The following is a 24,194-nucleotide window of genomic DNA, read 5'->3' as shown; positions in this document are numbered from 1 at the left end:
CACTCAATCTTTATTTATATTACTTAAAACACCATTGATAAAGCGGTAATGATCATCATCACTATATTGCTTGGCAAGTTCAATCGCTTCATTCATAATAACCTTTTTCGGCGTATCACTATGCAACATTTCGAAAGTTGCCATTCTTAATATGATACGATCGGTCTTTAGTAGTCTCGGAATCGTCCAACCTTTGAGGTGCGGTGAAATTGTTTCATCTAAAATCGTTTCGTGATCTTTCACACCTGAAACTAGCCAATAGATAAAATCAAAATCAAGTTCTGGATCTTCTTCTTTAATGAACCGAATGGCTTCTTCAATCGTAAGTTCTGAGTTTTTTGTTTCTAATTGGAATAATGTTTGAAAAGCTTGACTTCTTGCTAGCTTTCTACTCATTTCATCTTCTCCATTTCATCATTTATGCGGTCCGTTATCGCTCATTTCTAAATGAGTAATATGGACGTTAATTTGTTTAGGGGTTAAAGCAGTCATATTTTTAATTGCACTATGGATAGCTTCTTGAATTTTTAAAGCAGTTTGAGAAATTTTTGTACCATATTTAAGTGAGCAATATACATTGAGATAAATTTCATTATCAATGATTTCTACTTTTACACCTTTACTCAAATTTTTTCGTCCCAGTCTTTCTAATGTTTGGTTACGTACATCAGTAAACATTCCACGAACACCATCAACTTCAGACACCGCTATACTTGCGATGACTGAAATAACTTCGGGTACAATTTCTACTGTTCCAAGATTCGGATTAAAATTTTCAACTGATTTAGCCATACGCTATCGCCTCCATAATGATTATGCTTCGTCGTTCATGATATCGTAAATCTCTAAAAACTTAGTGCTAAAAAATCCTTCTTTAAAAACTGGATGGCTTAGAAGTCGAATATGGAATGGAATGGTTGTATCGATACCCATTACTACAAATTCATTAAGTGCACGCAATCCAGCCATAATGGCCTCATCACGTGTAGGTTGATGTACAATTAATTTCGCTACCATTGAATCATAATATGGCGGAATCATATAATTCGTATAACATGCTGACTCAATACGTACCCCGTAACCACCTGGTGTTAAATATTGAGAAATTTTTCCGGGAGAAGGCATGAAATTTTTATAAGGGTTTTCGGCATTAATACGAAATTCAATCGCATGACCATTAATTTTTATATCTTCTTGTTTATAAGGTAACGTTTCGCCCATAGCAACCTTAATTTGTAATTTAACTAAGTCAACACCAGTGACCATTTCGGTAACAGGGTGTTCAACTTGAATACGTGTATTCATCTCCATAAAATAGAATTTATCTTCATCTAAATCATAAATAAATTCAATCGTTCCCGCATTGAAATAATCTACAGCCTTTGCTGCTCTAACAGCTGCGTCACCCATTTCTTTACGCATCGCGTCAGATAAGATTGGAGATGGGGCTTCTTCAACTAGCTTTTGCATACGGCGTTGAATCGTACAATCACGTTCTCCTAAGTGAATTACATTACCATGTTCATCACCCATAATTTGAATTTCAATATGACGGAAGTTTTCTATAAATTTTTCTAAATATAAGCCACCATTACCAAAAGCAGTTTCAGCTTCTTGTTGTGTCATTTTATAGCCATTGATGAGTTCTTCCTCGTTACGTGCAATTCGAATCCCTTTACCACCGCCACCAGCAGTAGCTTTAATAATAACAGGATAGCCGATGGATTTTGCGGTTTCAACAGCACTATCTATACTTTCTACTAACCCATCGCTACCGGGCACAACAGGGACATTCGCACGTTTCATTTCTTCCTTAGCAATATCTTTAATCCCCATTTTTTGAATTGCCTTATAACTAGGACCAATGAATTTTAATTGTACCGCTTCACATAATTCAGCAAAGTCCCCATTTTCTGCTAGAAATCCATAACCAGGGTGAATCGCGTCACAACCTGTTGATGTTGCGATTGACAAGATATTTGGAATATTTAAATATGAATCTTTAGATTGTTTAGGACCGACACAATAGGCTTCATCGGCTAATTGAGTATGTAATGCTTCTTTATCGCCTTCTGAATAAATCGCTACTGTTTGAATCCCTAATTCGTGGCATGCACGGATGATGCGTACAGCAATCTCACCACGGTTCGCAATTAAAATTTTCTTCATATTATTTCACCTTAAATAAAGCTTGGCCATACTCAACCATTTGTCCATCTTCAACAAGAATTTCAACAATTTCCCCTGATACTTCAGCCTGAATTTCATTGAATAATTTCATCGCTTCTAAAATGCATACTGTTGTATTTGCTGAAACTTGGTCTCCCACTTGTACATATGGATTTTCTTCTGGAGAAGGTGATTTATAAAATGTACCTACCATAGGGGCTGTGATGGTTTGAAGATTGTCACTTTGAGAACCCTCGTTATTAGTAGGTGCTGATGCTGGCGCCGCTTCTTGAACTGGTGCGGCAACAGGTGTTTGAGAAACTTGTGCAACCTGATGTGTTACAACTTCTTTCTCTTTTTTTAAGTTAACGATTGTCCCTTTATCTTCAATATTTATTTCAGTTAAATTAGAGCCATCTAAGATTTCAATTAACTCTTTAATCTCTTTAAAATTCATAATGTTTCTCCCTTATGATTGAATTATTTCTATCTTACTATTTTACTTGAGGATATTGACCAATTCAAGCAAATACCTATTTGCAGAATACAGTTAAAAAGGCTGGGACAACTTGTGTCCTAGCCCCTATATGCGATTCATGGACATGCGAAATGACAATGAACTCACAAATGGTTTTGTCACACACGGTGTCACATTATTCTGTTAAACGCACATCATTACTAATGGTGCGTTATGACACATCTTGAATAAAGATTGAATCAACATGTGTGCGTATAATTTGTCATTATGCTCTAGATACATAGCTGCCATCAGTTGTGTTGATGACTAACGTATCGCCTTCATTAACAAACAATGGCACATTTAATGTATAACCTGTTTCAACTGTAGCTGATTTAGTCGCACCAGTTGCCGTATCACCTTTAATACCTGGTTCTGTTTCAGTTACTTCAAGTTCAACTGTTTTTGGAAGTTCTACACCTATTGTTTCACCTTCATATGTTTGAATGTGAACATCCATATTCGCTTTTAAGAATTTTAATTCATATTCTAAATAATCAGTTGTTAATTCTGTTTGTTCGAAAGATTCATTATCCATAAACACATGATTATCACCGTCTGCATATAAGTACTGCATGCGACGGTTTTCAATCATCGCAGGTTCAACTTTTTCGCCTGCACGGAATGTTTTTTCTTGAATTGCACCTGTTCGTAAGTTACGTAATTTAGATCTTACAAATGCAGAACCTTTGCCTGGTTTAACGTGTTGGAATTCAATAACTTTCCAAATGCCATTATCTACTGAAATTGTTAAACCTGTTTTGAAATCATTTACTGAAATCATGAATTTTCCTCCTCAAGTATCACTCTTCTTATAAAATAATAAGGTCTTTTGTACAATTAGTAAAGCGTCTGCCACCATTTTCTGTAATTAATATGTCATCTTCTATTCTAACGCCGCCTAAACCTTCTACATATATACCTGGTTCTATTGTTACAACATGATTAGGTTCCAATATAAAATCGGATTTTTGAGATAAGTTTGGATACTCATGCACATTGAGTCCAACACCGTGACCTAAAGAATGTCCAAAGTGTGCGCCATAACCAGCTTGTTCAATAACATTTCTGGCGATGGTATCAATTTCTTTACCAGATAATCCAGGTTTAATTTGACTTACTGCTGTTGTTTGGCTATTTAAAACAATCTCATAAATTTCTTTCATTTGAGCAATGGGTTCACCTACTGCAAAAGTACGCGTAATATCAGAAGCATAACCATCATAATATGCACCATAATCAAGTGTCACCATATCCCCTTTTTCTATTACCTTATCCGATGCAACTCCATGGGGTAAAGCGCCGCGATATCCAGACGCCACAATTGTGTCAAATGATGTTTTTTCAGAACCGAGATGTAACATTTTACTTTCTAAGTGAGCTTTCACTTCCTTTTCAGTCATCCCAGGTTCAACGATTTTTAAAATGTGATAAAAAGCTTCATCAACAATTTGTGCCGCTTTTTCTATGGCTTTTATTTCGCTTTCATCTTTAACCATTCGTATACGTTCAATTTCATTACCTAAAGATATAAGATCATGTTTCCCTTTATCTAAAGTTAAAAATGTTTCATATGACACGAGATGGCTTTCAAATCCAACATGACATAAACCGGCTTGTTCAATTTGAGAAAGCAAAGCATCGTACAATGGTTGTGTGTGTTGTATAATTTTAAATAATGGCGCTTGTTTAGTGGCTTGCTCAATATATCTGAAATCGGTAATTAAAATATTGTCATTATTTGTAATCAAAAGTGCACCACTTGACCCTTTAAAACCAGAAAGATAACGTCTATTTAAGTCAGAAAGTACGATAATACCATCAAGTTGTTTTTGTTGCATAACTGCTTTAATTTTAGAAATTCTATTTTCCATATTGAAATTCCCCCTTATTTATTTGTGATTACGTCTATGATACCGTAAAATAAATAATTGTATAAAGAAAAACATTGAATTATAGGAGTCGCGTATGAAAAAGGTAGGATTAATATTTATAGCATCATCAATTTTTTTGGCAAGTTGTGGAAGTCAAAACTTATTACCTTTAGAACAAAAAAGTACAAAATTAAGTGATGAAAATCATGATCTCAAATTAGAAAATCAAGAATTAAAAAGTGAAATCTCAAAAAAACAACAAACATTAAAAGCGTTAAATAAAGATAACCAAAATAAGGGGCAAGCACAAAAAAATCAAACGATGTCTAACTATTTAAACGTGTCATCAGAGTATTATAAAGAACTTACTCAACTTATAAATGACTATAATAAGATAGATAGTGATATTTTGAAAAATAAAAAAAATAACGATATTAGTGACCAACTTGATGCTATTATAAGCGACCATGATGACGCAGTTAAGACTTATGAAGACGGTTTAGATGACAAAGCACTCAAAAAAGATAAAGAAATGAAAAAACAGGATGATGCCTTAAAAAAATTACAAAAACAAATCAATTCTGCATTTAGTAAAATTAAATCGGGTTATAATCATAAAGATGAAAATAAAATTAGTGAAGGTCGTCAAACGTTAATACAATTAGAAGTTAATGTGAAACCACCAGAAAATCAATAAAGGAGTAACGAAATGAAGTTAATACAAAATATGATAATCGGCATTGTATTTGCAGTCGCATTGATTGGACTTCTTTTTAATATAGATTCAGTTATTTTTAGTCTTGTTAATACATTACTGATGTTACTTATTATAGTAGGAATCATTTTTGCAATTTACTATTTTTATTTTTTAACACCGGACCAACGAAAATATAAGAAAGCAGTATGGAAAAATAAATGGAAGCGGAGACGCTAATTATATGATTTACCCGTGTAATGTCACTCTGGTCAATTTTATCAGACATTACACGGGTTTCTTTATTTTCTATATAGAAAGTCGTGAGATTTATATTTTTCACACAATGTATCGATTTCTCGATATTGAGCTTCTGTTAATTCTAACGGTTTGAACGTAATATCAAGTCCTTTTTTAAATCCTTCTTTAAAGGCTTCTTCCATGTCGGATATAGTGACATGTTTGTTAGATAAATCATTAATCGCAATTGCTTTTTCTACAAAAGCATCTTTCATTTTATTTTTCAAACGCTCATTTTTAAAGATAAACATATCAAAAAGGTCATCGATATCTACATCTTGGAGGATAGAACCGTGTTGTAATATAACTCCTTTTTGACGCGTTTGTGCACTTCCGGCAATTTTTTTACCTTCCACCACAAGTTCATACCAACTCGGGGCATCAAAACAAACAGAGCTTCGTGGTTGTTTAAGTTTTTCGCGTTCCTCTTTAGACTTTGGTACAGAAAAATAGGCATCAAATCCCAATAGTTTAAACCCTTCTAATAAACCTGTAGATATAATGCGATACGCTTCTGTAACTGTTTTAGGCATGCGTGGATGTGATTCTGGTACGATGACGCTATATGTTAATTCTTTATCATGTAGTACTCCACGGCCACCAGTTTGTCGCCTAACTAATCCATAACCTTTTTCTTCCACTTTAGGAATATTAATTTCTTTTTCAAGTCTTTGGAAATAACCTATTGAGAGTGTAGGTGGATTCCAAGTATAAAAGCGTATAACTGGATCAATCTCACCACGCGAAACGAAATTTAACAAAGCCTCATCAAATGCCATATTATAAAACGGATCGCGTCGTCCTGTATTAATAAAATGCCATGTTTCAGTCATACGTATCTTTCCCCCATTACTTCATATAAAATAAATTTATGAATAGTGATATGCAGTAAAATATATCGTTAAAAAATTTTGATAAATTCCCTCATCACCTTTATAATAATAATATCGGTATTTTAGGGAGGATGCAAGATGAGTAATATTATGACTATTACCATAATCGTCCTTGTAGCTGTCATCGCATGGATGTTATTAAACTTCTTCTTGAATAAAAAAGCGGTTAAAGAACTTAATCAAGATGAGTTTCAACAAGGTTTGCGTAAAGCGCAAGTGATTGATTTACGAGAAAAAGCAGATTATGACTATGGACATATCAATGGTGCACGAAACATCCCGATGACAATGTTTCGTCAACGTTATCAAGGTCTGCGTAAAGACCAACCCATTTATTTAATTGATGCAAATGGGATTGCAAGCTATAGAGCGGCACGTTCATTGAAGAAAAAAGGCTATAAGGATATTTATATGCTTAAAGGCGGCTATAAAAAATGGACGGGGAAAATCAAATCAAAAAAATAAGCTTTAAAACAACGTGAGTATTTATAGGTCTCACGTTGTTTTTATGTAGATGGAATCTTTAAACTTAATTTTCATAGATATGTAAAAAGGACTAGAAGGTTTATATGTGTTCTAGTCCTTTATATTTAATGTGATTTACGCTTTTTCAGCTTTTAAATTTTCAAATTTTAAAATTGGTTTACGTGCTGCTGTTGTTTCATCAAGACGGTCGATAATTGTTGTATGTGGTGCTTCTAACACTTTATCTGGATCTTCTTCTACTTCTTTAGCGATTTGTAATAAAGCATCGCAGAAATAGTCTAAAGTTTCTTTAGATTCCGTTTCAGTAGGCTCGATCATCATACCTTCTTCAACGTTTAATGGGAAATAAACTGTTGGTGGATGTACACCAAAGTCTAATAAACGTTTCGCCATATCTAAAGTACGAACACCAAGTTTTTTCTGTTTAGATCCACTTAAAACAAATTCATGCTTACAGTATTGATCAAATGGAATAATAAATGCATCTTTTAAACGCGCTTTAATATAGTTCGCATTGAGTACAGCTGCTTCAGATACTTCTTTAAGGCCTTTATAACCCATTGTTCGAATATAAGTATACGCACGTAAATAGATACCAAAGTTACCAAAGAATGGTTTGACGCGTCCGATAGAATGTTCAATATCATTGTCATACACAAAACGATCGCCATCTTTTACAACAAGTGGTTTTGGTAAGAATTGGCGTAATTCTTTCTTAACACCGATTGGGCCTGAACCTGGACCACCACCACCATGTGGACCAGTAAATGTTTTGTGTAAGTTAAGGTGAACGGCATCAAAGCCCATATCTCCTGGACGTACTTTATCCATGATAGCATTTAAATTTGCACCATCGTAATATAATAATCCCCCAGCTTCATGGACGATATCACGAATTTCCATAATATTTGTTTCGAAAATACCGAGAGTATTTGGATTTGTTAACATGATGGCTGCTGTTTTCTCACTTACTAATTCTTTTAAGTGATCGATGTCTACTTCGCCTTTTTCATTTGATTTAACCGTAACAGCTTTAAAACCGGCAAAATGTGCTGACGCCGGGTTTGTACCATGAGCAGAGTCAGGGACGATAACTTCGTCACGCTCAGTATCACCATTTTTTATGTGATACGCTTTGAAAATCATGAGTGCTGTCCATTCACCGTGCGCACCAGCCGCAGGTTGAAGTGAAATTTCATCCATACCTGTAATTTCTTTTAATTCTTCTTGTAGACTATAAATGATTTCGAGCGAACCTTGAACTTGATTAACATCTTGTAATGGATGTGATTCAGAAAAGCCTGCTAAACGGGCTACTTTTTCGTTGATTTTAGGATTGTATTTCATCGTACATGAGCCTAATGGATAGAAACCATTATCCACCCCGAAGTTTTTGTTGGATAACTCTGTATAGTGACGAACTAAATCAAGTTCAGACACTTCAGGAAATTCAGCTTTATTTTTACGAATGAATTTTTGATCTAAAATTTTCTCTGCCACACCGTTGTTGATTTCTTTTGGTGGTAATGAATACGCAAATCTTCCTTCTTTAGAGCGTTCGAAAATTAATGGACTTGATTTACTTACCATTGAGCTCACCTGCTTTCTTAACAAATGTATCAATTTCATCTTTAGTACGTAATTCAGTTACGGCTACTAACATATGGTTTTCAAATTGCGCATCTACAACACTTAAATCAAAACCACCGATGAAGCCTTCATCTAATAACTTTTTATTAATTTCTTCAATAGGTTGATTGAATTTAACAACGAACTCGTTGTAAGATGTGCCGTCTAGGACATCAAACCCATTTTGTTTGAATTGGTCTTTGGCATAATTTGCATTTTCAATATTTTGAATTGCTATGTCTTGAAGACCTTGTTTGCCTAAAGCTGACATTGCAATTGAAGAAGCAAGTGCATTTAAAGCTTGGTTAGAACAAATATTTGAAGTCGCAGTTTCACGACGAATATGTTGCTCACGCGCTTGTAATGTTAAAACAAAACCTCTGTTACCATGGTCATCTTGTGTTTGTCCAACTAAACGTCCAGGAATTTTACGCATTAATTTTTTTGTAGTTGCAAAATAACCGCAGTGTGGGCCACCAAATTGAGAAGGAATACCAAATACTTGCGTATCACCCACAACGATATCAGCACCAAATTCACCAGGAGGTGTAAGTAATCCTAAAGCTAAAGGATTCGCATATACAATAAATAATGCTTTTGTTCCTTCAATGAACGATTTTATTTTTTCTAAATCTTCAATTGAGCCATAGAAGTTTGGATATTGTACTGCAACTGCGGCTGTATCTTCATCAACGACTTCTTCTAATTTAGATAGATCAGTGATAGTGCCATCTAAGTCAACTTCAACAACTTCATATTGTTCACGAATGTTAGAATACGTGTGAAGCACTTGTAATGCTTGATAATGCATTCCTTTGGAAACTACAAGCTTTTTCTTTTTGGTTTTATCCCAAGCTAAAATACAAGCTTCAGCAAAACTTGTTATGCCATCATACATAGATGAATTCGCAACATCCATTCCTGTTAATTCGCAAATCATTGTTTGGAATTCAAAAATAGCTTGTAATTCTCCTTGTGAAATTTCGGGTTGATATGGCGTATAAGCAGTATAGAATTCAGAACGAGAAATCATTGCATCTACAACTGATGGTGTATAGTGATCATAAACGCCTGCACCTAAGAAACTTGTGTGCGTTTCTTTAGTGACGTTTTTGTTAGCCACTCTATTTAAACGCTTTAAAAGTTGTGTTTCCGGTTCTGCATCAGCGATATTTAAATCTCTATCAAGATAGACGTTTTTAGGTACGTCTCCAAATAATTCTGAAATAGAATTAACGCCGATGGTATCTAACATTTCTTTTTTGTCTTTTTCAGTTAACGGTATATAACGATGACTCAATGTCTCCACCCCTATTTTTCAATTTGGTTTTTCTTAACAATTTGCGCTTTTACTTTACGTTTACGCACTTGAATAACAAGTTCTTTCCCCATTTCAAACTCGCTACGTTCAATAAGGCCTAATCCAATAGAATGACCTGTTGATGGGGATTGAGTTCCCGATGTAACGACTCCCACTTCTTTTCCTTCTGCATTTAAAATGGTATAACCTGTACGAGGAATACCTTTATCAATCATTCGTAAGCCAACCGTACGTCTAGGTGCCCCATTTTCTTTTTGTTCTTTTAATACTTGTTTGCCCACAAAGTCATCTTCAATAAGTGGTTTCACTGCAAAGGCAATGCCGCCTTCATAAGGTGTAATGTCTTCGGTTAAGTCTTGACCATGTAAAGGAAGGCCGGCTTCTAAACGCAACGTATCACGTGCACCTAATCCACAAGGTGTTACAGATTCTTTTAAAAGTTCTTCCCATAAAGTTGGTGTATCCTCAGCATTACAGTAAATTTCGAAACCATCTTCACCTGTATAACCAGATTGCGAAAGTATCACTTTTTTTCCAAAAAGTTCAATATTTTGTTTAAATTCAAACATCTTCATTTGACTTAAATCTTCAGACACATGTTTTTGAATGATTTCGCGTGCCGTTGGTCCTTGAATCGCTAATTGCCCAAATTGTTCAGAAACATTTTGAACTGTAGCATTGAACTTCGATGCATGTTTTTGAATCCAGTTGAAATCTTTTTCTGTATTTGCTGCATTAACAACGAGTAAATATTTATTGTCAGATAATTTGTAAGCAACTAAATCGTCGATAACGCCACCTTTTTCATTACATAATGTTGTATAATGTGCGTTTTGTGTAGTAAGTAATGTGACATCATTTGTTAATACATATTGAACTAAAGCTTCTGCTTGTTCACCTTCAACTAGAATTTCCCCCATATGACTAACATCAAATAAGCCAGCTGCTGTACGTACAGCATTATGTTCTTCTTTAATACTTGAGAATTGGACAGGCATTGCCCAACCACCAAATTCTACAATTTTCGCACCTGCATCAACATAATGTTGATATAATGGTGTTTGTTTTAAATTTTCCACCATGTTACACCCTCCTCTTAATAATGAAAAAAACAGGGGAGTATAAAACTCCCCTGTTGCGATACCTTCAGGAATGCGTCACAATATTATCCTTTTGCCTGAGAGATTCATAATCCTTGATTACTTGCTCCTTCGGCGATGGTGTAAACCATTCTCTCTAATATTGATCATTCGCAAATAGTGCTTTATTAATTTCATTAAGTATGTCCCTTGAAGTCTTAGCTGTATTGACCTTAATGAATGCGATTTCATTATATCTTGAAATACGACTTGAATACAAGTTTTTTAAATCTGAATACGATTTATTGCGCGCGTTCGGACGATTTTCATCATTTACTATTCTTTCATATAAATTTTCAAAGGATGCGTCTAACCAAATAATTGATGATGTGTATTGTTTTAACATTGTAAAACTTTCATCATGTTCGATAATGCCTCCGCCAGTGGCTATGATTTGAGGAGATGTAAGATGCTTTTTAAGTTGTTCATATTCAAGTTTACGAAATTCTGTTTCACCTGATGTTTCAAATATTTGAGGTATTGTTGAGTGAGTCATTTCAACTATTTTAGCATCAAGATCAACGAATGGCAGATTTAGGCTCTCTGATAATATTTTACCAATCGTTGTTTTGCCCGATCCCATAAAACCTATAAGTAAGATGGGTTTATTTAGAATGCGCAATTTCATTCTTCCTTTCAATGATTAATGTTTTTAATTCTGTATCGTAGTAATCGTTTAATGTATCTAATGCATTTAATTTTAAACCATATATAACCAAATAAAAAGATGTAACTAATAAGTATATACTGAATAATGCAAAAACAATAGGAAGTGTGAACCCTTTTTTATAATATAACTTCATGCGTACGTGTATCATTTCCTTCTTTGAATTTTATTTGCATAATTACGAAGTGATGATTTCTATAAAATTTCATTTGCATTACATGATTAAATATTGTGATATTTCCTTTGCCATTTATAGATTTAACGACTTTAAAGTTGTCAAATGAATACGTGACGGTTTCATTTTTTAGAGGTATAGAAATTTTGTTCGGATGTACGGTTATTGATTGATGTTCCACAGAGTGCACGGTTTGTCCTATTTCTTTAATCATCATCTCGAAGATAAATGATTTATCATTGACCAGTAATGATTTAAATTGTATAAGGATTACAATGCATATTGGCACTAATGAAATAATAAGTGTAAAGATTGAAAAACCAATAAGCGTTTCGATAAGTGTAAACCCTTTATTTCGTGATACAAAAGCTTTTACTAATTTTACTATCAGTAATACAGTACTGTTTCGAAGTTTCTTTAAAGTCATAATGATTAATTCGTAACAACTCCCCTGAAGGTTTATTTTTTATAACGAAAAATAACGTCCGCTTAAGTGTGAGGTTATGAATAGATTGTATATATGTGGTTTCAAGTTGGTGAATAAGTGGAACAAATGAAAAGCAAATTAACATAATAATCATCATGCTAAAAAGAGATTCTAAAAAAATAAATCCTTTATTTAATTTTCGAAAGATATACGATACCTCCCTTGCTCTATATGAAATATCAGCGCAAAATGGGTGTGCTGATATGTAAAGTGCAGTGTTCCAAATTTTGAAATTTGACCTTTCGAATTAAATTGTAAATAGTCTAAATTTGAACGGTTGCTCAAAATGAGTGGTTTGAGTGAGATGAAAATGGGCGTTTTATGACCTATTTGGACTTTCATATCATTATGATAAGGTCTGAATAACAATAAGACAGGTTGCTTTTGTTTAATAGCTAATGATTGATAGAAATCAATTCTACTTGTTAATAATGAAATGTGAGATTCGATATCTGTTGGGTGAAGATTTTCAGTGTGATTCACAACTGTTAAAAAAACGACGAAAGAAATAATTGTGAGTACGAGGATAAATTCAACTAAAGTAAACCCTTGTTTATGAGACAACAGCTTCGCCACCACGAATTGTGATAGTTTCCCCACTTTTACAGTTTTTTTGATTATCTTTAATATATCCTTCTTGAATTAGCTCATCAATTGATGTTGGCTTACGGTTGTATTTTAAAGTGTAAGCTTCAATTTGACTGTCTACGAGTTTAAGTTGTGCCGCGCATCCAGTCTTTTGAATGTGCTCAGATTGTTTGGCTATATTAGGAATTATTAATATTAATAAAACACTAATGATGAGTAAAACCAATAACATTTCGATTAAAGTAAACCCTTTTTTGTTTTTTAATATATTAATGATCTTAAGCATATAGATTCCTCCTAATTTTGTATCGTTTGCATCATATTGAAAATTGGTAACATCATGACTAAATATACAGACAATATTAATAAGCCGATTAATACAAACATAATGGGTTGAATATAACTTATGTGTTTTTTTATGAATTTCTCAATATGGTCCATTAGGAATTCAGAATATATCAAAAGCTCTATATCTAATTTGTCACGTTTTTCCCCTTGCTCAATATAGGAGATGAAGTTCGGTTCAAAACACTTGAATTGGCTCATGACTTCTGAAAGCGTTGCACCATGGTGTAACGCATTTGAAATGCTAGCCCCTAAATATTGAAGAAAATGATTTTTGTTTTGTTGACTATAAATATATACAATTTGATTAAATGTAATGCCATTTTTAAAAAACAATGCAAATTGATTTGTTATTTGGTACGTAGTAAATAATCGATAATATTTATGGAACAATGGGATATGGGATAAAATTTGGATTTGCCTAGAAATTTTCTGTTTGCTTAACCATCTTTTAAATAAGTAATAATTGGTAAGAATAATTATGATAAGAATAATAAAAGCAGTAGGAAAGTATTGTATACTTTTTCTCAATGTATATTGAAGGGCGTCTTCTTTTAAATTCATTGATTGATACATCGATTGAAATTCTGGCATCACTGTTTGATTTAAAATGACGATTAAAATGAGAAATATGCTGAGTAAAATAATAGGATATTGTAGGCTTTTATAAAATTGCTTCATTAATTTTTGATTTTGTTTATAGTAGGTGTGGCATTGTTTCAAAGTATTTGGAAGTGCGCTATATTGTTCGGCGAAATAGAGTTGCATTAAGACGGTTTCTGGAAATCTTAAAAATTTAAATAATTCATAGCAAGTACTGCCTTGCTGGAGTAAGTGGTTGAAACGTGCATTGATATTTATATTTTTAATATTAAGTTGACTGTATAAGAATCGCATTGCTTCGACTAATGTAAAGCCATGTTCAAGTAATGCGTGCAAGCGGATCATTAATGTTAAATGATTTTTTTTAATGTAATACAAGCTTATTTTATTTTTGATATTTTCGTAATGTGACGTCATCTATCTCTCCTTTCTTTTTTAGCTCAGTCAGTTTGTCATTAAGACTTTCAAAGTGTTTAGGTAGTACAAAATTATGGTCCAAAAAGTACCGTATATCATCTTGAGACATTAGTTCATAAACGAGTTTCCTTGAATTGTCATTTGTCGTAATTAAACGCTGATTTACTATAAGATTAAGTGCTTGTAATAAATCTTGTTTCGTAATTCCCATTTCAATAAGGCGTAATAATACGCCTTTGCAATCATTTGCGTGTATAGTCGATAAAACTAAATGGCCACTCAAACTTGCTTGAATGACATCTTTTGCAATTAAACCATCTCTTATTTCACCAATTAAAATTACATCTGGATCACACCGTAATATTGCTTTTAATGAACTTCCATAAGTAATATCAGCTTTTTCATTTACAGATATTTGTGTTACTCCATTTAGCAATTGTTCGACTGGATCTTCTATTGTAATGATATTTAAGTTGAGTTTTTCTTTAGCGTATACCACCATTTGATACATTAATGTACTTTTGCCTGCACCTGTTGGACCACTAAATAATATTAATCCTTGTTTCTTTTCCATGGTTTTTTGTATGTCATAAGCGGTTTGATTAATATCAGTGTGAAACAATTGCGGGGTAATGCGAATGACACAGCTTTCATTGCCTAAATTTAATGGTAGTGTTGAAACACGTAAATAATATAATGTCTCATATTCGTAGATATAACGCCCACTTTGTGCTTTATGTCTAGAAGATACATCAAGTCCAGCTTTGAATTTTAATAATGTTAACATTTTTTGATACGTCTCTAAATTTAATGTGTCAAAAGGTTTTAAATAATCTTTAATTCTTAGCTTTACATCGACTTGTGATGAATTCGGAATAAAATGAATGTCCGACGCTTCATGTGTTATGGCATATTGTACGACATGGTCAATTAATAATTGCATAAAAATCACCTCTCACATGTATACACGTAAGAGGTGGTTGATTTACTTTTAATTTTTAGCCATTTATATATGGATTCATCAGTTCATTTTCAATGGTAGTACTTGGACCGTGTCCTGGATAAATAGTCATCGTTTCATCGAGTTCAAAAAGTTTATCTTTAATAGAATCTATCAATGTTTCGAAATCACCTTTATATAAATCTGTGCGTCCAATACCGTTATTAAAAAGTGTATCACCTACAACTGCAAAATCATTAAAGACGTAAGACAAGCTTCCAGGTGAATGACCAGGGGTAAATAAAACTTTAATATCAAAACCATGTAGTTGCATATGTCCTTCATCTATAAAGTGTGGATTAGCGTGACTAGTGATAATGGGAAGACCCAATTCTTTGAACTTTTTAGAACCATTTTTTTCAGGGTTTGTAAGAAAATCTTGTTCATTTTGATGCATATAAACAGGAACAGGGTGTACATTTAATATATCATCTAATGCTGCAATATGATCAAAGTGTGCGTGTGTCAATAATATGGCCTTAAGCGGTTTATTGATTGATTTTATTTTGTTTAGAATTTTATGAGATTCGCCTGCTGGATCAATAATTAATAATGATTCATCGTTTGTAATGAAATACGTATTTGTACTTACAAACCCTAGTGGTAAATATGAAATCTCCATAATCAAAACTCCTCTTAAGATAAATGTTTTTGTACCGACGTTATTTTGTCATTCATTTTTCGCTTCTTATCACGTCTATCATCAATACGTATATTTGTACAAACACGATCTAAACCTTTATTGAATGGCAATTCATGTATCACTTTAATAACATGTAATAAATCTTCAAGTTCACCCTCAATTAAAGTATTCATAGGTGTAAGTTGATAATCAATCGTACCTTGTTTTTTGAATTTTTCTAAAGCTGTTTGTATTTCTGCGATGTATTGACTTACACTTGGTCCCTCTGTTCCCACTGGAATGACGACAACGTCTACAATTGCCATTTTAAATTCGCTCCTTTTGTATGACATACGTTTTTATTAATCCTGCTGCACCGGTAATACCAGCATCATTACCTAATTCAGCTCGAACAATTTCAGTGTTTTCTTGTGCTGGAGTGAATGTAAGGTGGCGATATTCTGTTTTAATATTTTCCACTAAAATATCTCCAGCTTCAGACATGCCTCCGCCTAATATAATGTACTTAGGGTTTGTTGTTACACTGATTATACTTGCTAAATAGGCGATATGATGCGCGACACGTTCTGTTATAAATATGCAGAATTGATCCCCCTGTTTAGCTGCATCAAAAACTGCTTTGGCAGTGACTTTGTTCTCTTTAATGAGATGTAATATAGATGATTTGAAAGTGAGCTTAGGGTAATAAAAGTTGACTAAATTTACAACACCTGTAGCTGATGCCACTGTCTCAATACATCCTGATTTACCACAATTACATTTAAATCTTTGATCATGATCAACACGAATATGCCCTAATTCAGCACCTGAGCCGTTATGTCCATGTACAATTTTTCCATTAGAGATGATACCGCCACCTAAGCCTGTTCCTAATGTTATTGCGACTACATCATCCGCTTGTTTCCCTGCACCGCAGTGTTTTTCACCTAATGCTGCGACATTTGCATCATTGTCAACATATACAGGGAAATCTACAAATTCAGACATAATCGCATGTACATTGACTTTGCCTGGCCAATTTAAATTCACTGCACCATGAATGATCCCCGTCTCAAACTCTACAGGGCCAGGAATGCCGATGCCCATTCCGATAATACGATTCATGTCAAAATTAAGAGATTCGCATTTTTTCACAAACGCGTTATAAATTTGTTTAAGAAGTTTACGTCCTGTAGGATCTGATATATCTGTTTCTATAGACCATTTTGTGAGACGTTCTAATTGATCACTAAAAATGCCTAACTTACAAGTTGTACCGCCTACATCGGCTGCTAAAATTAAATCTTTTTTCATCCACGTTTCATCCTTCTTTGATTAATTAACAATTTTGATTGCATGAACGTTTCATTGCTGATTAGTCCATGTTTATAAAGCGTTCTAATCTCTTGCTCTATCATCTCTAGCATATCATCTTCATCATCAAAGTAAACAATGAAACCAAATTGTTTTAATAATTGTAAAACATCATAAAATGTCCGGAGGTTTGTCTGCATGTTAATCATCCAGTTCTTTTTTTAAATTACGTGCATTTTTATTTTGGGGATTCACATCTAAAACTTTTTTAATAAATTTCTTAGCGCTTTTGTTATCGCCTAAGGATCGATTTGCAATAGCCATTTGATAATTTAATATTGGTGAATTAGGGAATGCGCGTAACCCTCTTTCCCATTCGGCTATCGCTTCAGCTTTAGAATCTTTTGCTGCAATTACAAAACCAGAAAGATAGTACGTTTCATCGTTTGCATAATCTTTTTTTACAGTTTCTTTAATCATATGCTTAGCTCCCGATAAATTACCATCGTTCATCTGCTTTTGAATGATTTTATTATATATATTCACATCTTCAATTAAAAAGATACGTAATAGTAATCCTATTATTAATACCGCTGTAATAATCACTAATATATTAAAGCCTTTTTTATATGTTTGATAAAAGTGACCGAGATACACAATGAGAGCGCCCGCCAATAAACCGCCTAAATGTGCAACAATATTAACATTACTCATAAATAAAGAAATCACTGCCATAATGACTGTTGCAATAATAATTTGTAGCATCATTTTTTGTGTGAACTGCTTACTAATTAGCATAATTGCTACAATTGAACCCAATAATCCAAAAATCGCCCCACTTGCACCAAGTGATATGTTGTCATTTAAAAATGCAAGTGTAAAGAGGTTGCCTAGAATACCTGAGAAAAAATAAATAACGCCCATTCGCCAACTTCCTACTAAAGATTCAACAATTTTACCGAATATGAAAAGCGTTAACATATTAAATAATAAATGCTCGAAATTTAAGTGTAGGAAAATCGACGAAATTAATCTATATATCTCCCCATGAACAAAATTAAAATGAGATAACGCACCGATGTTAATAACTTCTAAATCGGTCTTGTGGGGAACAAAAAACAGAATAATAAGCCAAATGAGGACATTTATTGCAATTAAACTATAGGTTATAGGCGCGAATTGATACATTGCATGTTCAACCGGATTTTGGTTCAATGTGCGTTGTTTAAAATATGTACTTGTTTTCGTGTCTTTTTGACTCAATTCCCTTTTTAATAAAGGATGTTTTATATTTTTTATAAATGCTTTGCGAGAATCAAAATGGTGAAATTTAATTTTAATAGGATGATGCTCAGTGAAATGTTGCACATCAATATTTTTATCATTAAAGACGTACACATTATAATTTCTTACATTAAAAGATAAAAAAGCGTCAATGTCTTCTTTATGCTCTTTTAATCTCTCGTGAGTAAAACTAAGTTCTTGTGATGTAAACTCACCAAATTTAAAAATAACAACATGTTGTTTTTTATGATTAGCAAGCCAAATTTCATTCTTTTCTTTATCATAATGAACACATTTATAGTTATAATATTTTATCCATAAAAATGTGGCTTTCCATTGAAATTTTTCATCAATCATATCGTGCCTCCAAAGTGCTATGTTTTTGCAATAATAAGTTCTTGTACGGGATAGTCATGAGGCTCAACTGGTATTTGGTCTGATAATTGAATGTCATATACAAGACTAATTGTTTTAGGGTGATATTGAGATAAGAATTGATCAAAATATCCGCCACCATAACCTATTCGATATCCAGCATGATTAAATACTACTCCCGGGACAATGACGAGGTCCAGTTCGTTTTTTATTTGAGTTTCAGTTGGTACATACCGGATTGATTTTTCATCAATTTCAACGTGATTTAAATCTTCTAATTGTTGAAACTGCATTTTGTGCAATTGGTAATTTGTGGAAGGTACAAAAACAGATTTATGATGTTCAAGTGCAAACCGTATTATTGGATCTGTGTGAACTTCGTGAGGCATGGATAAAACAATACCTATGTTTTGTGCATTAACAAATTTTTCATGCTCAATGAGCTGTTGAAACAAAAAATGGTCTGCTTTAGATTTAGCCTTTTTGTTCATTCCACGCATTAAGGCAAGAGTGGTTTTGCGCATTTCATTCTTACTCATTCTCATCCCTCCTCTTAAATCTATGTATATTATAGCGTGCCCAATGACTAATGTCATGAAAATCAAGTTAAAAAAATGGCCAGAACACAATGTGTTCTAGCCCAAGAAAAAACTATTTAGTTTCACGATGTAATGTGTGTTTATTTTCACGAGTACAGAATTTTTTCATTTCGATACGTTCTGGATTCGTTCTTTTGTTTTTAGTAGAAATATAGTTACGATCTCCACATTCTGTACAAGCAAGAGTTACGTTGACACGCATATTAACCCTCCTCATCTTTCTTAAAATACGACTTTATTATCATACCATCTTCGTACGTAAATGGAAAGGGTTAATTATTGTAGGATTCATATCTTTCACCAGTAATAAAATAGTATATATGTTCAGAGATATTTACAATGTGATCGCCAATACGTTCCAAGTACCTTGCCACTAAATGTGCTTGACCTGATACGAATGGATCATTATCTATTAAATAGGTTGAATTTACTATTTGCTTATATAAATCATCAATATCATTGTCTCGATCAATAATTTCTTTTACAAGATCTAAATCATCGTTTTTCGCAGCATCATTTAAATCTTTCAACATTAAAAGTGCCAATCTACCCATAGTTTCTAAACGCATAACTAAATACTTATCTGTAAATTTAGCGCGTGTACGGATTTTAGCAATATTTGCAGCGTTATCAGCCATTCTTTCAAATTCTGAAGCGATTTTTAAAGTAGACATCATTAGCCGTAAATCTTTAGCCATAGGTTGTTGCTTTGTGATTAACATTACTACTTTTTCATTAATATCAAATTCTAATTTATTTATTTTTTTATCGTTATTGATAATTTCTCTAGCATGTGTAATTTGGCTATCTGTTAAAACTCGAATCGACTGATCAATCATTGAATACGTATGAAGGCCGAGTGTGCGAATATCTTTAAATAATTCATTTAACTGACCTTCGTATCTTTTTCTAATTACCATAGTATTAACCAAAACGTCCCGAAATGTAATCTTCAGTTTGTTTATCTGACGGATTAGAAAATATTTTATCTGTATCGTCGTATTCGTTTACATAGCCATTTAAGAAAAATGCAGTTTTATCTGAAACACGTGCAGCTTGTTGCATATTGTGCGTTACGATAATAATAGAATAATCTTTTTTCAAATCTTGAACTAATTCCTCTACTCGTAAAGTCGAAATAGGGTCTAACGCTGATGTTGGTTCATCCATGAGAATTACATCTGGCTCAATTGCGAGGCAACGTGCGATACACACACGTTGTTGTTGTCCGCCTGACAACCCATATGCATTTTGATTTAGTCGATCTTTTAATTCATCCCAAATCGCTGCGCCACGCAGTGATTTTTCAACAATTTCATCTAAGGTTTTCTTATCTTTAATACCATGAATTCTAGGTCCATATGTGATGTTATCATATATAGATTTAGGGAATGGGTTCGGTTGTTGGAATACCATGCCAACATTTGTACGTAATTTTTCTACTGGATAGTTTTTGTCAAAAATATTTTGATCACGATAAAGAATTTTTCCCGATGTTTTAACAGTTGGGACGAGTTCGACCATTCTGTTCAGGGCTTTAACATAAGTTGATTTGCCTGATCCTGAAGGGCCAATAATTGCTGTAACATTTTTTTCTAAAATATCTATATTCACATTTTTTAAAGAATGTTGTTCGCCATACCATAAATCTAAATTTTGTGTAGAATAAACTACACGACGTTGATCATCTTTAATCATGTCTTTTTTCTTAGATTGATCAACGGAAGTATAGTGCGTATGACTATGGTCATTTACTTTCTCAGTGTGCTTTTCAAGTTCTTTAATATTATTCATAAGAAACCCTCTTTTCACTCTCACTACTATAATTAATATTTCTTTGAAAATTTATTTCGAATTAACACGGCAACCGTGTTCAAAATGAGTAGAATTAATAATAAAACAATAATTGCTGCTGATGATAAAGCTTGAAAATCTAAACCTGGTTTACGTGCCCAGTCGTAAATTTGTAAAGGCAATGTTTGAAATGAATCTAATATACTATTAGGTGTACGTAACAGAATTGTAGGTATGCCAATCGCTACTAATGGTGCTGTTTCACCTATCGCACGGGAAATGGCTAAAATTACACCTGTAACAATACCAGGAATTGCGGCAGGTAAGACAACATTTTTTATCGTCTGCCATTTATTTGCACCAAGACCGTATGATGCTTCTTTAACTGAGTTGGGTACTGCGCGAATTGCTTCTTGGCTAGCGACTATAATGACAGGCAATATAAGTAATGCCAATGTTAAAGCTGCAGCAATTACTGAGTTTCCTAATTTTAATAAGCCTACAAATATTGTGGCTCCTAATAACCCGTATACTATAGATGGCACAGACGCTAAATTAGAAATATTAATTTTGACAAATTTCGTAAACGCGTTATCTTTTGCATATTCTTCAAGATATATTGCACTTCCAACACCTAATACTAATGCGATTGGAATGAGTGTCATCATTAACCATAATGTACCTATTAAAGCCCCTTTGATTCCGGCAGTGCTTGCGGAAGAACTTGAAAAATTTGAAAAAAAGTCTGTTGACGTTAAAGGTAACCCTTTTCTTAAAATATCAACGATTAAAATGGTCAATACGATTAAACCAATCAATGTACACATTAAAAACAATGCTTTGAATACTTTATTTTTTGTCATACGACCAGAGAGCTTTTTCTCTACTGCAACTTGATCTATTAAATTCATTTTAATACTCCTCTCTGAAGCGTTTCGTAATCCATTGTGAAATAAAGTTCATTATCAATGTAAAGATAAAGAGTGTAAAACCTACGGCATAGATACTGTAATATAGGTCAGATCCATTCGTAGCATCACCTTGCGACACTTGAACGATATATGCAGTCATTGTTTGAATAGAATGTGTTAAATCTAAATCAAATGACGGGCTTGAACCTGCTGCCAATGAAACAATCATCGTTTCACCAATGGCACGTGAAATGGCAAGAACAATGGATGCCATAATCCCTGACGTAGCAGCTGGTATGATTACCTTAAAAATCATTTCTAATTTTGTAGAACCTAATCCTAATGCGCCTTCGCGAATTTTATTGGGTACAGAGGACATTGCATCTTCACTCATACTTGCAATCATCGGAATAATCATCACACCAACAACTAAACCAGGACTGATTGCGTTAAAGCTTGATATACTTGGAAAGAGTGACCTTAATATTGGCGTTACAAGAGTTAATGCAAAAAAACCATAAACTATAGTGGGAATACCCGCTAGAATTTCAAGAATAGGCTTAATAATTTTTTTAGTGCGTTTTGATGCATACTCACTCAAATAAATGGCTGCACCTAATCCAACAGGAACTGCAAAAATGGTAGCAATTGCTGTAATTTTCAAGGTTCCTAAAATTAATGCCCAAATACCATACTTGGGATTTGAACTGAATGGATTCCAGTCTGTTTCTAAAAAGTATTTAGACATGGGCACTTTTGTAAAAAAGGTGATTGTTTCGGTTAATAGTGTCACTACAATACCGATTGTAGTTAAGATAGAAATAGCTGCAATAGCCGCTAAAATGATCGGCATGATTTTATCACTTTTAGATGACCCAATATTACTTTTATTTTGAATCATTTCACGAACATTATGCTGTGATTTCATACATGTATGCTCCTTTACTTAAAAAAGGGACTTAGAAAATCAAGTCCCTTTCATTCCCTTTAATGCTTATATGCACGTTCATTATTTTTCACTTTTACCTGTAATTTTTTCTAATTTAGAAAGTTGATCTTTATAGTCTTTTTCAGGTAATGCTACATAATCAACGCCCTTAGCTTCGGCAGCTTTACCTTTGTTATCTAAAGTGAATTTGATGAATTCTGCAAATGCTTTATTATCTTTAAGTTTTTTGTTATTAGCATAGATGAATAATGGACGACTTAAAGCGTATGAACCATCTTGAATTGTTTTAGCATCTGGCTCAATTGCTTTACCATCTTTGCCTTTAATCTTAACGGCTTTTAGATTATCTTGATTTTCTTTATAGAAGTTATATGCGAAGAACCCAATACCCTCTTTATTGTCTTGAACCGATTTAACGATTACATCGGTATTTTGGTTTTTCTCAGCTTTGATGTCTTGTTTATTCATTACTTCTTCACTAAAGAAATCATACGTACCATGTGATTGGTCTGGTGAAAAAGCTTTAATCGGTTTTTTTGGATATTTAGGATTTACATCAGACCAGTTTTTTGCTTGTCCAGAGTAAATTTTCTTTAAATCATCTAAAGAAAGTTCTTTAACAAAGTCATTATCTTTATTTACAGCAATTGTTAATCCGTCTTTAGCAATTTCGAATTCTGTATAGTCAATTTTCTTATCTTTTAATTGTTGTTTTTCTTCATCTTTTATAGGTCTAGAGGCATTTGAAAAATCTGTTTTTCCTGCAATAAATTGCTTGAATCCATCCCCTGTACCTGAAGTAACGTTTTCAACTGTCGCTTTATCATATTTTTTTGAGAACTCTTCGTTTAATTTTTCGATAATTGGTGCAACTGTTGATGAGCCATTCCCTTTTACAGTGCCCTCAACATTTGAATTTTCTCCTTTATTCCCACTATCGCTACCTTGTTGTCCAGCGCCTCCGCAGGCTCCTAGTAATAATGATGCACCTACGACTGTAGTACCTAATACTTGCCATTTCTTCATTGAAACATCCTCCTAG

The 24,194-nt window shown here is 33.4% G+C and carries 32 protein-coding genes and 1 riboswitch; of the genes, 3 read left to right on the top strand and 29 right to left on the bottom strand.

Features of this window, described 5'->3' with window-relative positions; translation table 11 throughout:
• Positions 1-3 precede the first annotated feature (3 nt).
• The 6 genes from nusB to SHYC_RS06725 all read right to left on the bottom strand — a co-directional run bounded on the left by nusB (position 4) and on the right by SHYC_RS06725 (position 4,560).
• Positions 4-396: a transcription antitermination factor NusB gene (nusB, locus tag SHYC_RS06750; RefSeq protein ID WP_039645614.1), complete on the bottom strand. Its 393-nt coding sequence runs from the start codon at positions 394-396 to the stop codon at positions 4-6.
• A gap of 18 nt (positions 397-414) precedes the next feature.
• Complete coding sequence (locus SHYC_RS06745; protein ID WP_037567708.1) at positions 415-792, bottom strand: Asp23/Gls24 family envelope stress response protein; 378 nt, start codon at positions 790-792, stop codon at positions 415-417.
• 21 nt (positions 793-813) lie between these two features.
• Positions 814-2,169: an acetyl-CoA carboxylase biotin carboxylase subunit gene (gene accC / locus SHYC_RS06740; protein ID WP_039645611.1), complete on the bottom strand. Its 1,356-nt coding sequence runs from the start codon at positions 2,167-2,169 to the stop codon at positions 814-816.
• Position 2,170: 1 nt separating this feature from the next.
• Positions 2,171-2,626: an acetyl-CoA carboxylase biotin carboxyl carrier protein gene (gene accB, locus SHYC_RS06735; RefSeq protein WP_039645610.1), complete on the bottom strand. Its 456-nt coding sequence runs from the start codon at positions 2,624-2,626 to the stop codon at positions 2,171-2,173.
• A gap of 286 nt (positions 2,627-2,912) precedes the next feature.
• Entirely contained in the window at positions 2,913-3,470 is a 558-nt protein-coding gene (gene efp, locus SHYC_RS06730) for an elongation factor P (protein ID WP_037567705.1), read from the bottom strand.
• Between the two features lie 28 nt (positions 3,471-3,498).
• On the bottom strand, positions 3,499-4,560 hold the full coding sequence (locus SHYC_RS06725; protein ID WP_039645607.1) for a M24 family metallopeptidase: 1,062 nt from the start codon (positions 4,558-4,560) through the stop codon (positions 3,499-3,501).
• 94 nt (positions 4,561-4,654) lie between these two features.
• Here SHYC_RS06725 and SHYC_RS06720 point away from each other — a divergent pair, with 94 nt between their 5' ends.
• Together SHYC_RS06720 and SHYC_RS06715 are read left to right on the top strand one after the other, a co-directional pair.
• Positions 4,655-5,257, top strand: coding sequence for a hypothetical protein (locus tag SHYC_RS06720; RefSeq protein ID WP_039645605.1), 603 nt, complete (start codon positions 4,655-4,657; stop codon positions 5,255-5,257).
• A 21-nt stretch (positions 5,258-5,278) separates the two neighbouring features.
• On the top strand, positions 5,279-5,494 hold the full coding sequence (locus tag SHYC_RS06715) for an SA1362 family protein (RefSeq protein WP_039647635.1): 216 nt from the start codon (positions 5,279-5,281) through the stop codon (positions 5,492-5,494).
• 62 nt (positions 5,495-5,556) lie between these two features.
• Here the strand turns inward: SHYC_RS06715 and SHYC_RS06710 are convergent, their stop codons facing one another.
• Positions 5,557-6,387 carry a lipoate--protein ligase family protein gene (locus SHYC_RS06710; protein WP_039645603.1) on the bottom strand — a complete coding sequence of 277 codons (831 nt, stop codon included), beginning with the start codon at positions 6,385-6,387 and terminating at the stop codon, positions 5,557-5,559.
• Between the two features lie 138 nt (positions 6,388-6,525).
• Between SHYC_RS06710 and SHYC_RS06705 the strand changes: the two genes are divergently transcribed.
• Complete coding sequence (locus SHYC_RS06705; RefSeq protein ID WP_039645601.1) at positions 6,526-6,912, top strand: rhodanese-like domain-containing protein; 387 nt, start codon at positions 6,526-6,528, stop codon at positions 6,910-6,912.
• A 135-nt stretch (positions 6,913-7,047) separates the two neighbouring features.
• On the opposite strand, the gene gcvPB is transcribed toward SHYC_RS06705, so the two are convergent.
• The 22 genes from gcvPB to SHYC_RS06595 form a co-directional block, all read right to left on the bottom strand.
• Positions 7,048-8,523 (bottom strand): aminomethyl-transferring glycine dehydrogenase subunit GcvPB, encoded by a 1,476-nt coding sequence (gcvPB, locus tag SHYC_RS06700; RefSeq protein WP_039645599.1) that lies wholly within the window; start codon positions 8,521-8,523, stop codon positions 7,048-7,050.
• On the bottom strand, positions 8,513-9,862 hold the full coding sequence (gene gcvPA, locus SHYC_RS06695) for an aminomethyl-transferring glycine dehydrogenase subunit GcvPA (RefSeq protein ID WP_039645597.1): 1,350 nt from the start codon (positions 9,860-9,862) through the stop codon (positions 8,513-8,515). Before gcvPA ends, gcvPB begins: the two co-directional genes overlap by 11 nt.
• 11 nt (positions 9,863-9,873) lie before the next feature.
• The gene (gene gcvT / locus SHYC_RS06690; protein ID WP_039645594.1) at positions 9,874-10,965 is read right to left on the bottom strand and encodes a glycine cleavage system aminomethyltransferase GcvT; all 1,092 of its coding nucleotides are present in this window, start codon (positions 10,963-10,965) and stop codon (positions 9,874-9,876) included.
• A gap of 73 nt (positions 10,966-11,038) precedes the next feature.
• Positions 11,039-11,133, bottom strand: a riboswitch (glycine riboswitch).
• Complete coding sequence (locus tag SHYC_RS06685; protein WP_039645592.1) at positions 11,120-11,650, bottom strand: shikimate kinase; 531 nt, start codon at positions 11,648-11,650, stop codon at positions 11,120-11,122. (Overlaps the previous riboswitch by 14 nt.)
• Entirely contained in the window at positions 11,628-11,825 is a 198-nt protein-coding gene (locus SHYC_RS06680) for a hypothetical protein (protein WP_039645590.1), read from the bottom strand. Before SHYC_RS06680 ends, SHYC_RS06685 begins: the two co-directional genes overlap by 23 nt.
• On the bottom strand, positions 11,809-12,291 hold the full coding sequence (locus SHYC_RS06675; RefSeq protein WP_039645587.1) for a competence type IV pilus minor pilin ComGF: 483 nt from the start codon (positions 12,289-12,291) through the stop codon (positions 11,809-11,811). The genes SHYC_RS06680 and SHYC_RS06675 overlap by 17 nt, the downstream gene beginning before the upstream one ends.
• 192 nt (positions 12,292-12,483) lie before the next feature.
• Positions 12,484-12,915: a competence type IV pilus minor pilin ComGD gene (comGD, locus tag SHYC_RS06670; RefSeq protein WP_231912771.1), complete on the bottom strand. Its 432-nt coding sequence runs from the start codon at positions 12,913-12,915 to the stop codon at positions 12,484-12,486.
• Positions 12,905-13,225 (bottom strand): competence type IV pilus major pilin ComGC, encoded by a 321-nt coding sequence (gene comGC, locus SHYC_RS06665; RefSeq protein WP_039645583.1) that lies wholly within the window; start codon positions 13,223-13,225, stop codon positions 12,905-12,907. The genes comGD and comGC overlap by 11 nt, the downstream gene beginning before the upstream one ends.
• An 11-nt stretch (positions 13,226-13,236) precedes the next feature.
• On the bottom strand, positions 13,237-14,304 hold the full coding sequence (comGB, locus tag SHYC_RS06660; protein ID WP_039645581.1) for a competence type IV pilus assembly protein ComGB: 1,068 nt from the start codon (positions 14,302-14,304) through the stop codon (positions 13,237-13,239).
• Positions 14,273-15,247: a competence type IV pilus ATPase ComGA gene (gene comGA, locus SHYC_RS06655; RefSeq protein ID WP_039645580.1), complete on the bottom strand. Its 975-nt coding sequence runs from the start codon at positions 15,245-15,247 to the stop codon at positions 14,273-14,275. The genes comGB and comGA overlap by 32 nt, the downstream gene beginning before the upstream one ends.
• A 55-nt stretch (positions 15,248-15,302) precedes the next feature.
• Positions 15,303-15,926 (bottom strand): MBL fold metallo-hydrolase, encoded by a 624-nt coding sequence (locus tag SHYC_RS06650; protein WP_039645578.1) that lies wholly within the window; start codon positions 15,924-15,926, stop codon positions 15,303-15,305.
• Between the two features lie 14 nt (positions 15,927-15,940).
• Complete coding sequence (locus SHYC_RS06645) at positions 15,941-16,252, bottom strand: MTH1187 family thiamine-binding protein (protein ID WP_039645576.1); 312 nt, start codon at positions 16,250-16,252, stop codon at positions 15,941-15,943.
• 1 nt (position 16,253) lies between these two features.
• Complete coding sequence (locus tag SHYC_RS06640) at positions 16,254-17,240, bottom strand: ROK family glucokinase (protein ID WP_039645573.1); 987 nt, start codon at positions 17,238-17,240, stop codon at positions 16,254-16,256.
• A complete protein-coding gene (locus SHYC_RS06635; RefSeq protein WP_039645571.1) occupies positions 17,237-17,440 on the bottom strand; it encodes a YqgQ family protein in 204 nt (67 codons plus the stop codon). The genes SHYC_RS06640 and SHYC_RS06635 overlap by 4 nt, the downstream gene beginning before the upstream one ends.
• A 1-nt stretch (position 17,441) precedes the next feature.
• The gene (locus tag SHYC_RS06630) at positions 17,442-18,881 is read right to left on the bottom strand and encodes a rhomboid family intramembrane serine protease (RefSeq protein WP_039645569.1); all 1,440 of its coding nucleotides are present in this window, start codon (positions 18,879-18,881) and stop codon (positions 17,442-17,444) included.
• Positions 18,882-18,898: 17 nt separating this feature from the next.
• Positions 18,899-19,438, bottom strand: a complete 540-nt coding sequence (locus SHYC_RS06625; protein ID WP_039645567.1) for a 5-formyltetrahydrofolate cyclo-ligase — start codon at positions 19,436-19,438, stop codon at positions 18,899-18,901.
• Between the two features lie 112 nt (positions 19,439-19,550).
• Complete coding sequence (gene rpmG / locus SHYC_RS06620; protein ID WP_257053265.1) at positions 19,551-19,715, bottom strand: 50S ribosomal protein L33; 165 nt, start codon at positions 19,713-19,715, stop codon at positions 19,551-19,553.
• A gap of 55 nt (positions 19,716-19,770) precedes the next feature.
• Complete coding sequence (gene phoU, locus SHYC_RS06615) at positions 19,771-20,418, bottom strand: phosphate signaling complex protein PhoU (RefSeq protein WP_039645564.1); 648 nt, start codon at positions 20,416-20,418, stop codon at positions 19,771-19,773.
• A 4-nt stretch (positions 20,419-20,422) separates the two neighbouring features.
• Positions 20,423-21,196, bottom strand: coding sequence for a phosphate ABC transporter ATP-binding protein PstB (pstB, locus tag SHYC_RS06610; protein WP_218958476.1), 774 nt, complete (start codon positions 21,194-21,196; stop codon positions 20,423-20,425).
• 128 nt (positions 21,197-21,324) lie between these two features.
• A complete protein-coding gene (gene pstA, locus SHYC_RS06605; RefSeq protein WP_039645560.1) occupies positions 21,325-22,203 on the bottom strand; it encodes a phosphate ABC transporter permease PstA in 879 nt (292 codons plus the stop codon).
• Position 22,204: 1 nt separating this feature from the next.
• Entirely contained in the window at positions 22,205-23,131 is a 927-nt protein-coding gene (gene pstC / locus SHYC_RS06600; RefSeq protein WP_039645558.1) for a phosphate ABC transporter permease subunit PstC, read from the bottom strand.
• 81 nt (positions 23,132-23,212) lie between these two features.
• Complete coding sequence (locus SHYC_RS06595) at positions 23,213-24,178, bottom strand: PstS family phosphate ABC transporter substrate-binding protein (protein WP_039645556.1); 966 nt, start codon at positions 24,176-24,178, stop codon at positions 23,213-23,215.
• Positions 24,179-24,194 lie beyond the last annotated feature (16 nt).

Source organism: Staphylococcus hyicus (assembly GCF_000816085.1).
Lineage (GTDB): Bacteria > Bacillota > Bacilli > Staphylococcales > Staphylococcaceae > Staphylococcus > Staphylococcus hyicus.
Note: the sequence above shows the minus strand (reverse complement) of the source record. Positions and strands in the feature narration are given on the sequence as shown.

Coding starts and splice junctions, on each gene's coding strand:
- SHYC_RS06635 (WP_039645571.1), bottom strand. CDS start 17,440: ATGCAGACAAACCTCCGGACATTTTATGATGTTTTACAATTATTAAAA.
- efp (WP_037567705.1), bottom strand. CDS start 3,470: ATGATTTCAGTAAATGATTTCAAAACAGGTTTAACAATTTCAGTAGAT.
- pstA (WP_039645560.1), bottom strand. CDS start 22,203: ATGAATTTAATAGATCAAGTTGCAGTAGAGAAAAAGCTCTCTGGTCGT.
- pstC (WP_039645558.1), bottom strand. CDS start 23,131: ATGAAATCACAGCATAATGTTCGTGAAATGATTCAAAATAAAAGTAAT.
- SHYC_RS06710 (WP_039645603.1), bottom strand. CDS start 6,387: ATGACTGAAACATGGCATTTTATTAATACAGGACGACGCGATCCGTTT.
- SHYC_RS06685 (WP_039645592.1), bottom strand. CDS start 11,650: ATGAAATTGCGCATTCTAAATAAACCCATCTTACTTATAGGTTTTATG.
- SHYC_RS06720 (WP_039645605.1), top strand. CDS start 4,655: ATGAAAAAGGTAGGATTAATATTTATAGCATCATCAATTTTTTTGGCA.
- SHYC_RS06630 (WP_039645569.1), bottom strand. CDS start 18,881: ATGATTGATGAAAAATTTCAATGGAAAGCCACATTTTTATGGATAAAA.
- SHYC_RS06705 (WP_039645601.1), top strand. CDS start 6,526: ATGAGTAATATTATGACTATTACCATAATCGTCCTTGTAGCTGTCATC.
- comGA (WP_039645580.1), bottom strand. CDS start 15,247: ATGCAATTATTAATTGACCATGTCGTACAATATGCCATAACACATGAA.
- accB (WP_039645610.1), bottom strand. CDS start 2,626: ATGAATTTTAAAGAGATTAAAGAGTTAATTGAAATCTTAGATGGCTCT.
- accC (WP_039645611.1), bottom strand. CDS start 2,169: ATGAAGAAAATTTTAATTGCGAACCGTGGTGAGATTGCTGTACGCATC.
- gcvPB (WP_039645599.1), bottom strand. CDS start 8,523: ATGGTAAGTAAATCAAGTCCATTAATTTTCGAACGCTCTAAAGAAGGA.
- SHYC_RS06680 (WP_039645590.1), bottom strand. CDS start 11,825: ATGAAGTTATATTATAAAAAAGGGTTCACACTTCCTATTGTTTTTGCA.
- SHYC_RS06595 (WP_039645556.1), bottom strand. CDS start 24,178: ATGAAGAAATGGCAAGTATTAGGTACTACAGTCGTAGGTGCATCATTA.
- comGB (WP_039645581.1), bottom strand. CDS start 14,304: ATGACGTCACATTACGAAAATATCAAAAATAAAATAAGCTTGTATTAC.
- SHYC_RS06725 (WP_039645607.1), bottom strand. CDS start 4,560: ATGGAAAATAGAATTTCTAAAATTAAAGCAGTTATGCAACAAAAACAA.
- phoU (WP_039645564.1), bottom strand. CDS start 20,418: ATGGTAATTAGAAAAAGATACGAAGGTCAGTTAAATGAATTATTTAAA.
- comGC (WP_039645583.1), bottom strand. CDS start 13,225: ATGCTTAAGATCATTAATATATTAAAAAACAAAAAAGGGTTTACTTTA.
- pstB (WP_218958476.1), bottom strand. CDS start 21,196: ATGATTAAAGATGATCAACGTCGTGTAGTTTATTCTACACAAAATTTA.
- SHYC_RS06645 (WP_039645576.1), bottom strand. CDS start 16,252: ATGGCAATTGTAGACGTTGTCGTCATTCCAGTGGGAACAGAGGGACCA.
- SHYC_RS06625 (WP_039645567.1), bottom strand. CDS start 19,438: ATGAGTAAGAATGAAATGCGCAAAACCACTCTTGCCTTAATGCGTGGA.
- rpmG (WP_257053265.1), bottom strand. CDS start 19,715: ATGAGGAGGGTTAATATGCGTGTCAACGTAACTCTTGCTTGTACAGAA.
- SHYC_RS06640 (WP_039645573.1), bottom strand. CDS start 17,240: ATGAAAAAAGATTTAATTTTAGCAGCCGATGTAGGCGGTACAACTTGT.
- SHYC_RS06650 (WP_039645578.1), bottom strand. CDS start 15,926: ATGGAGATTTCATATTTACCACTAGGGTTTGTAAGTACAAATACGTAT.
- SHYC_RS06745 (WP_037567708.1), bottom strand. CDS start 792: ATGGCTAAATCAGTTGAAAATTTTAATCCGAATCTTGGAACAGTAGAA.
- gcvT (WP_039645594.1), bottom strand. CDS start 10,965: ATGGTGGAAAATTTAAAACAAACACCATTATATCAACATTATGTTGAT.
- SHYC_RS06675 (WP_039645587.1), bottom strand. CDS start 12,291: ATGACTTTAAAGAAACTTCGAAACAGTACTGTATTACTGATAGTAAAA.
- nusB (WP_039645614.1), bottom strand. CDS start 396: ATGAGTAGAAAGCTAGCAAGAAGTCAAGCTTTTCAAACATTATTCCAA.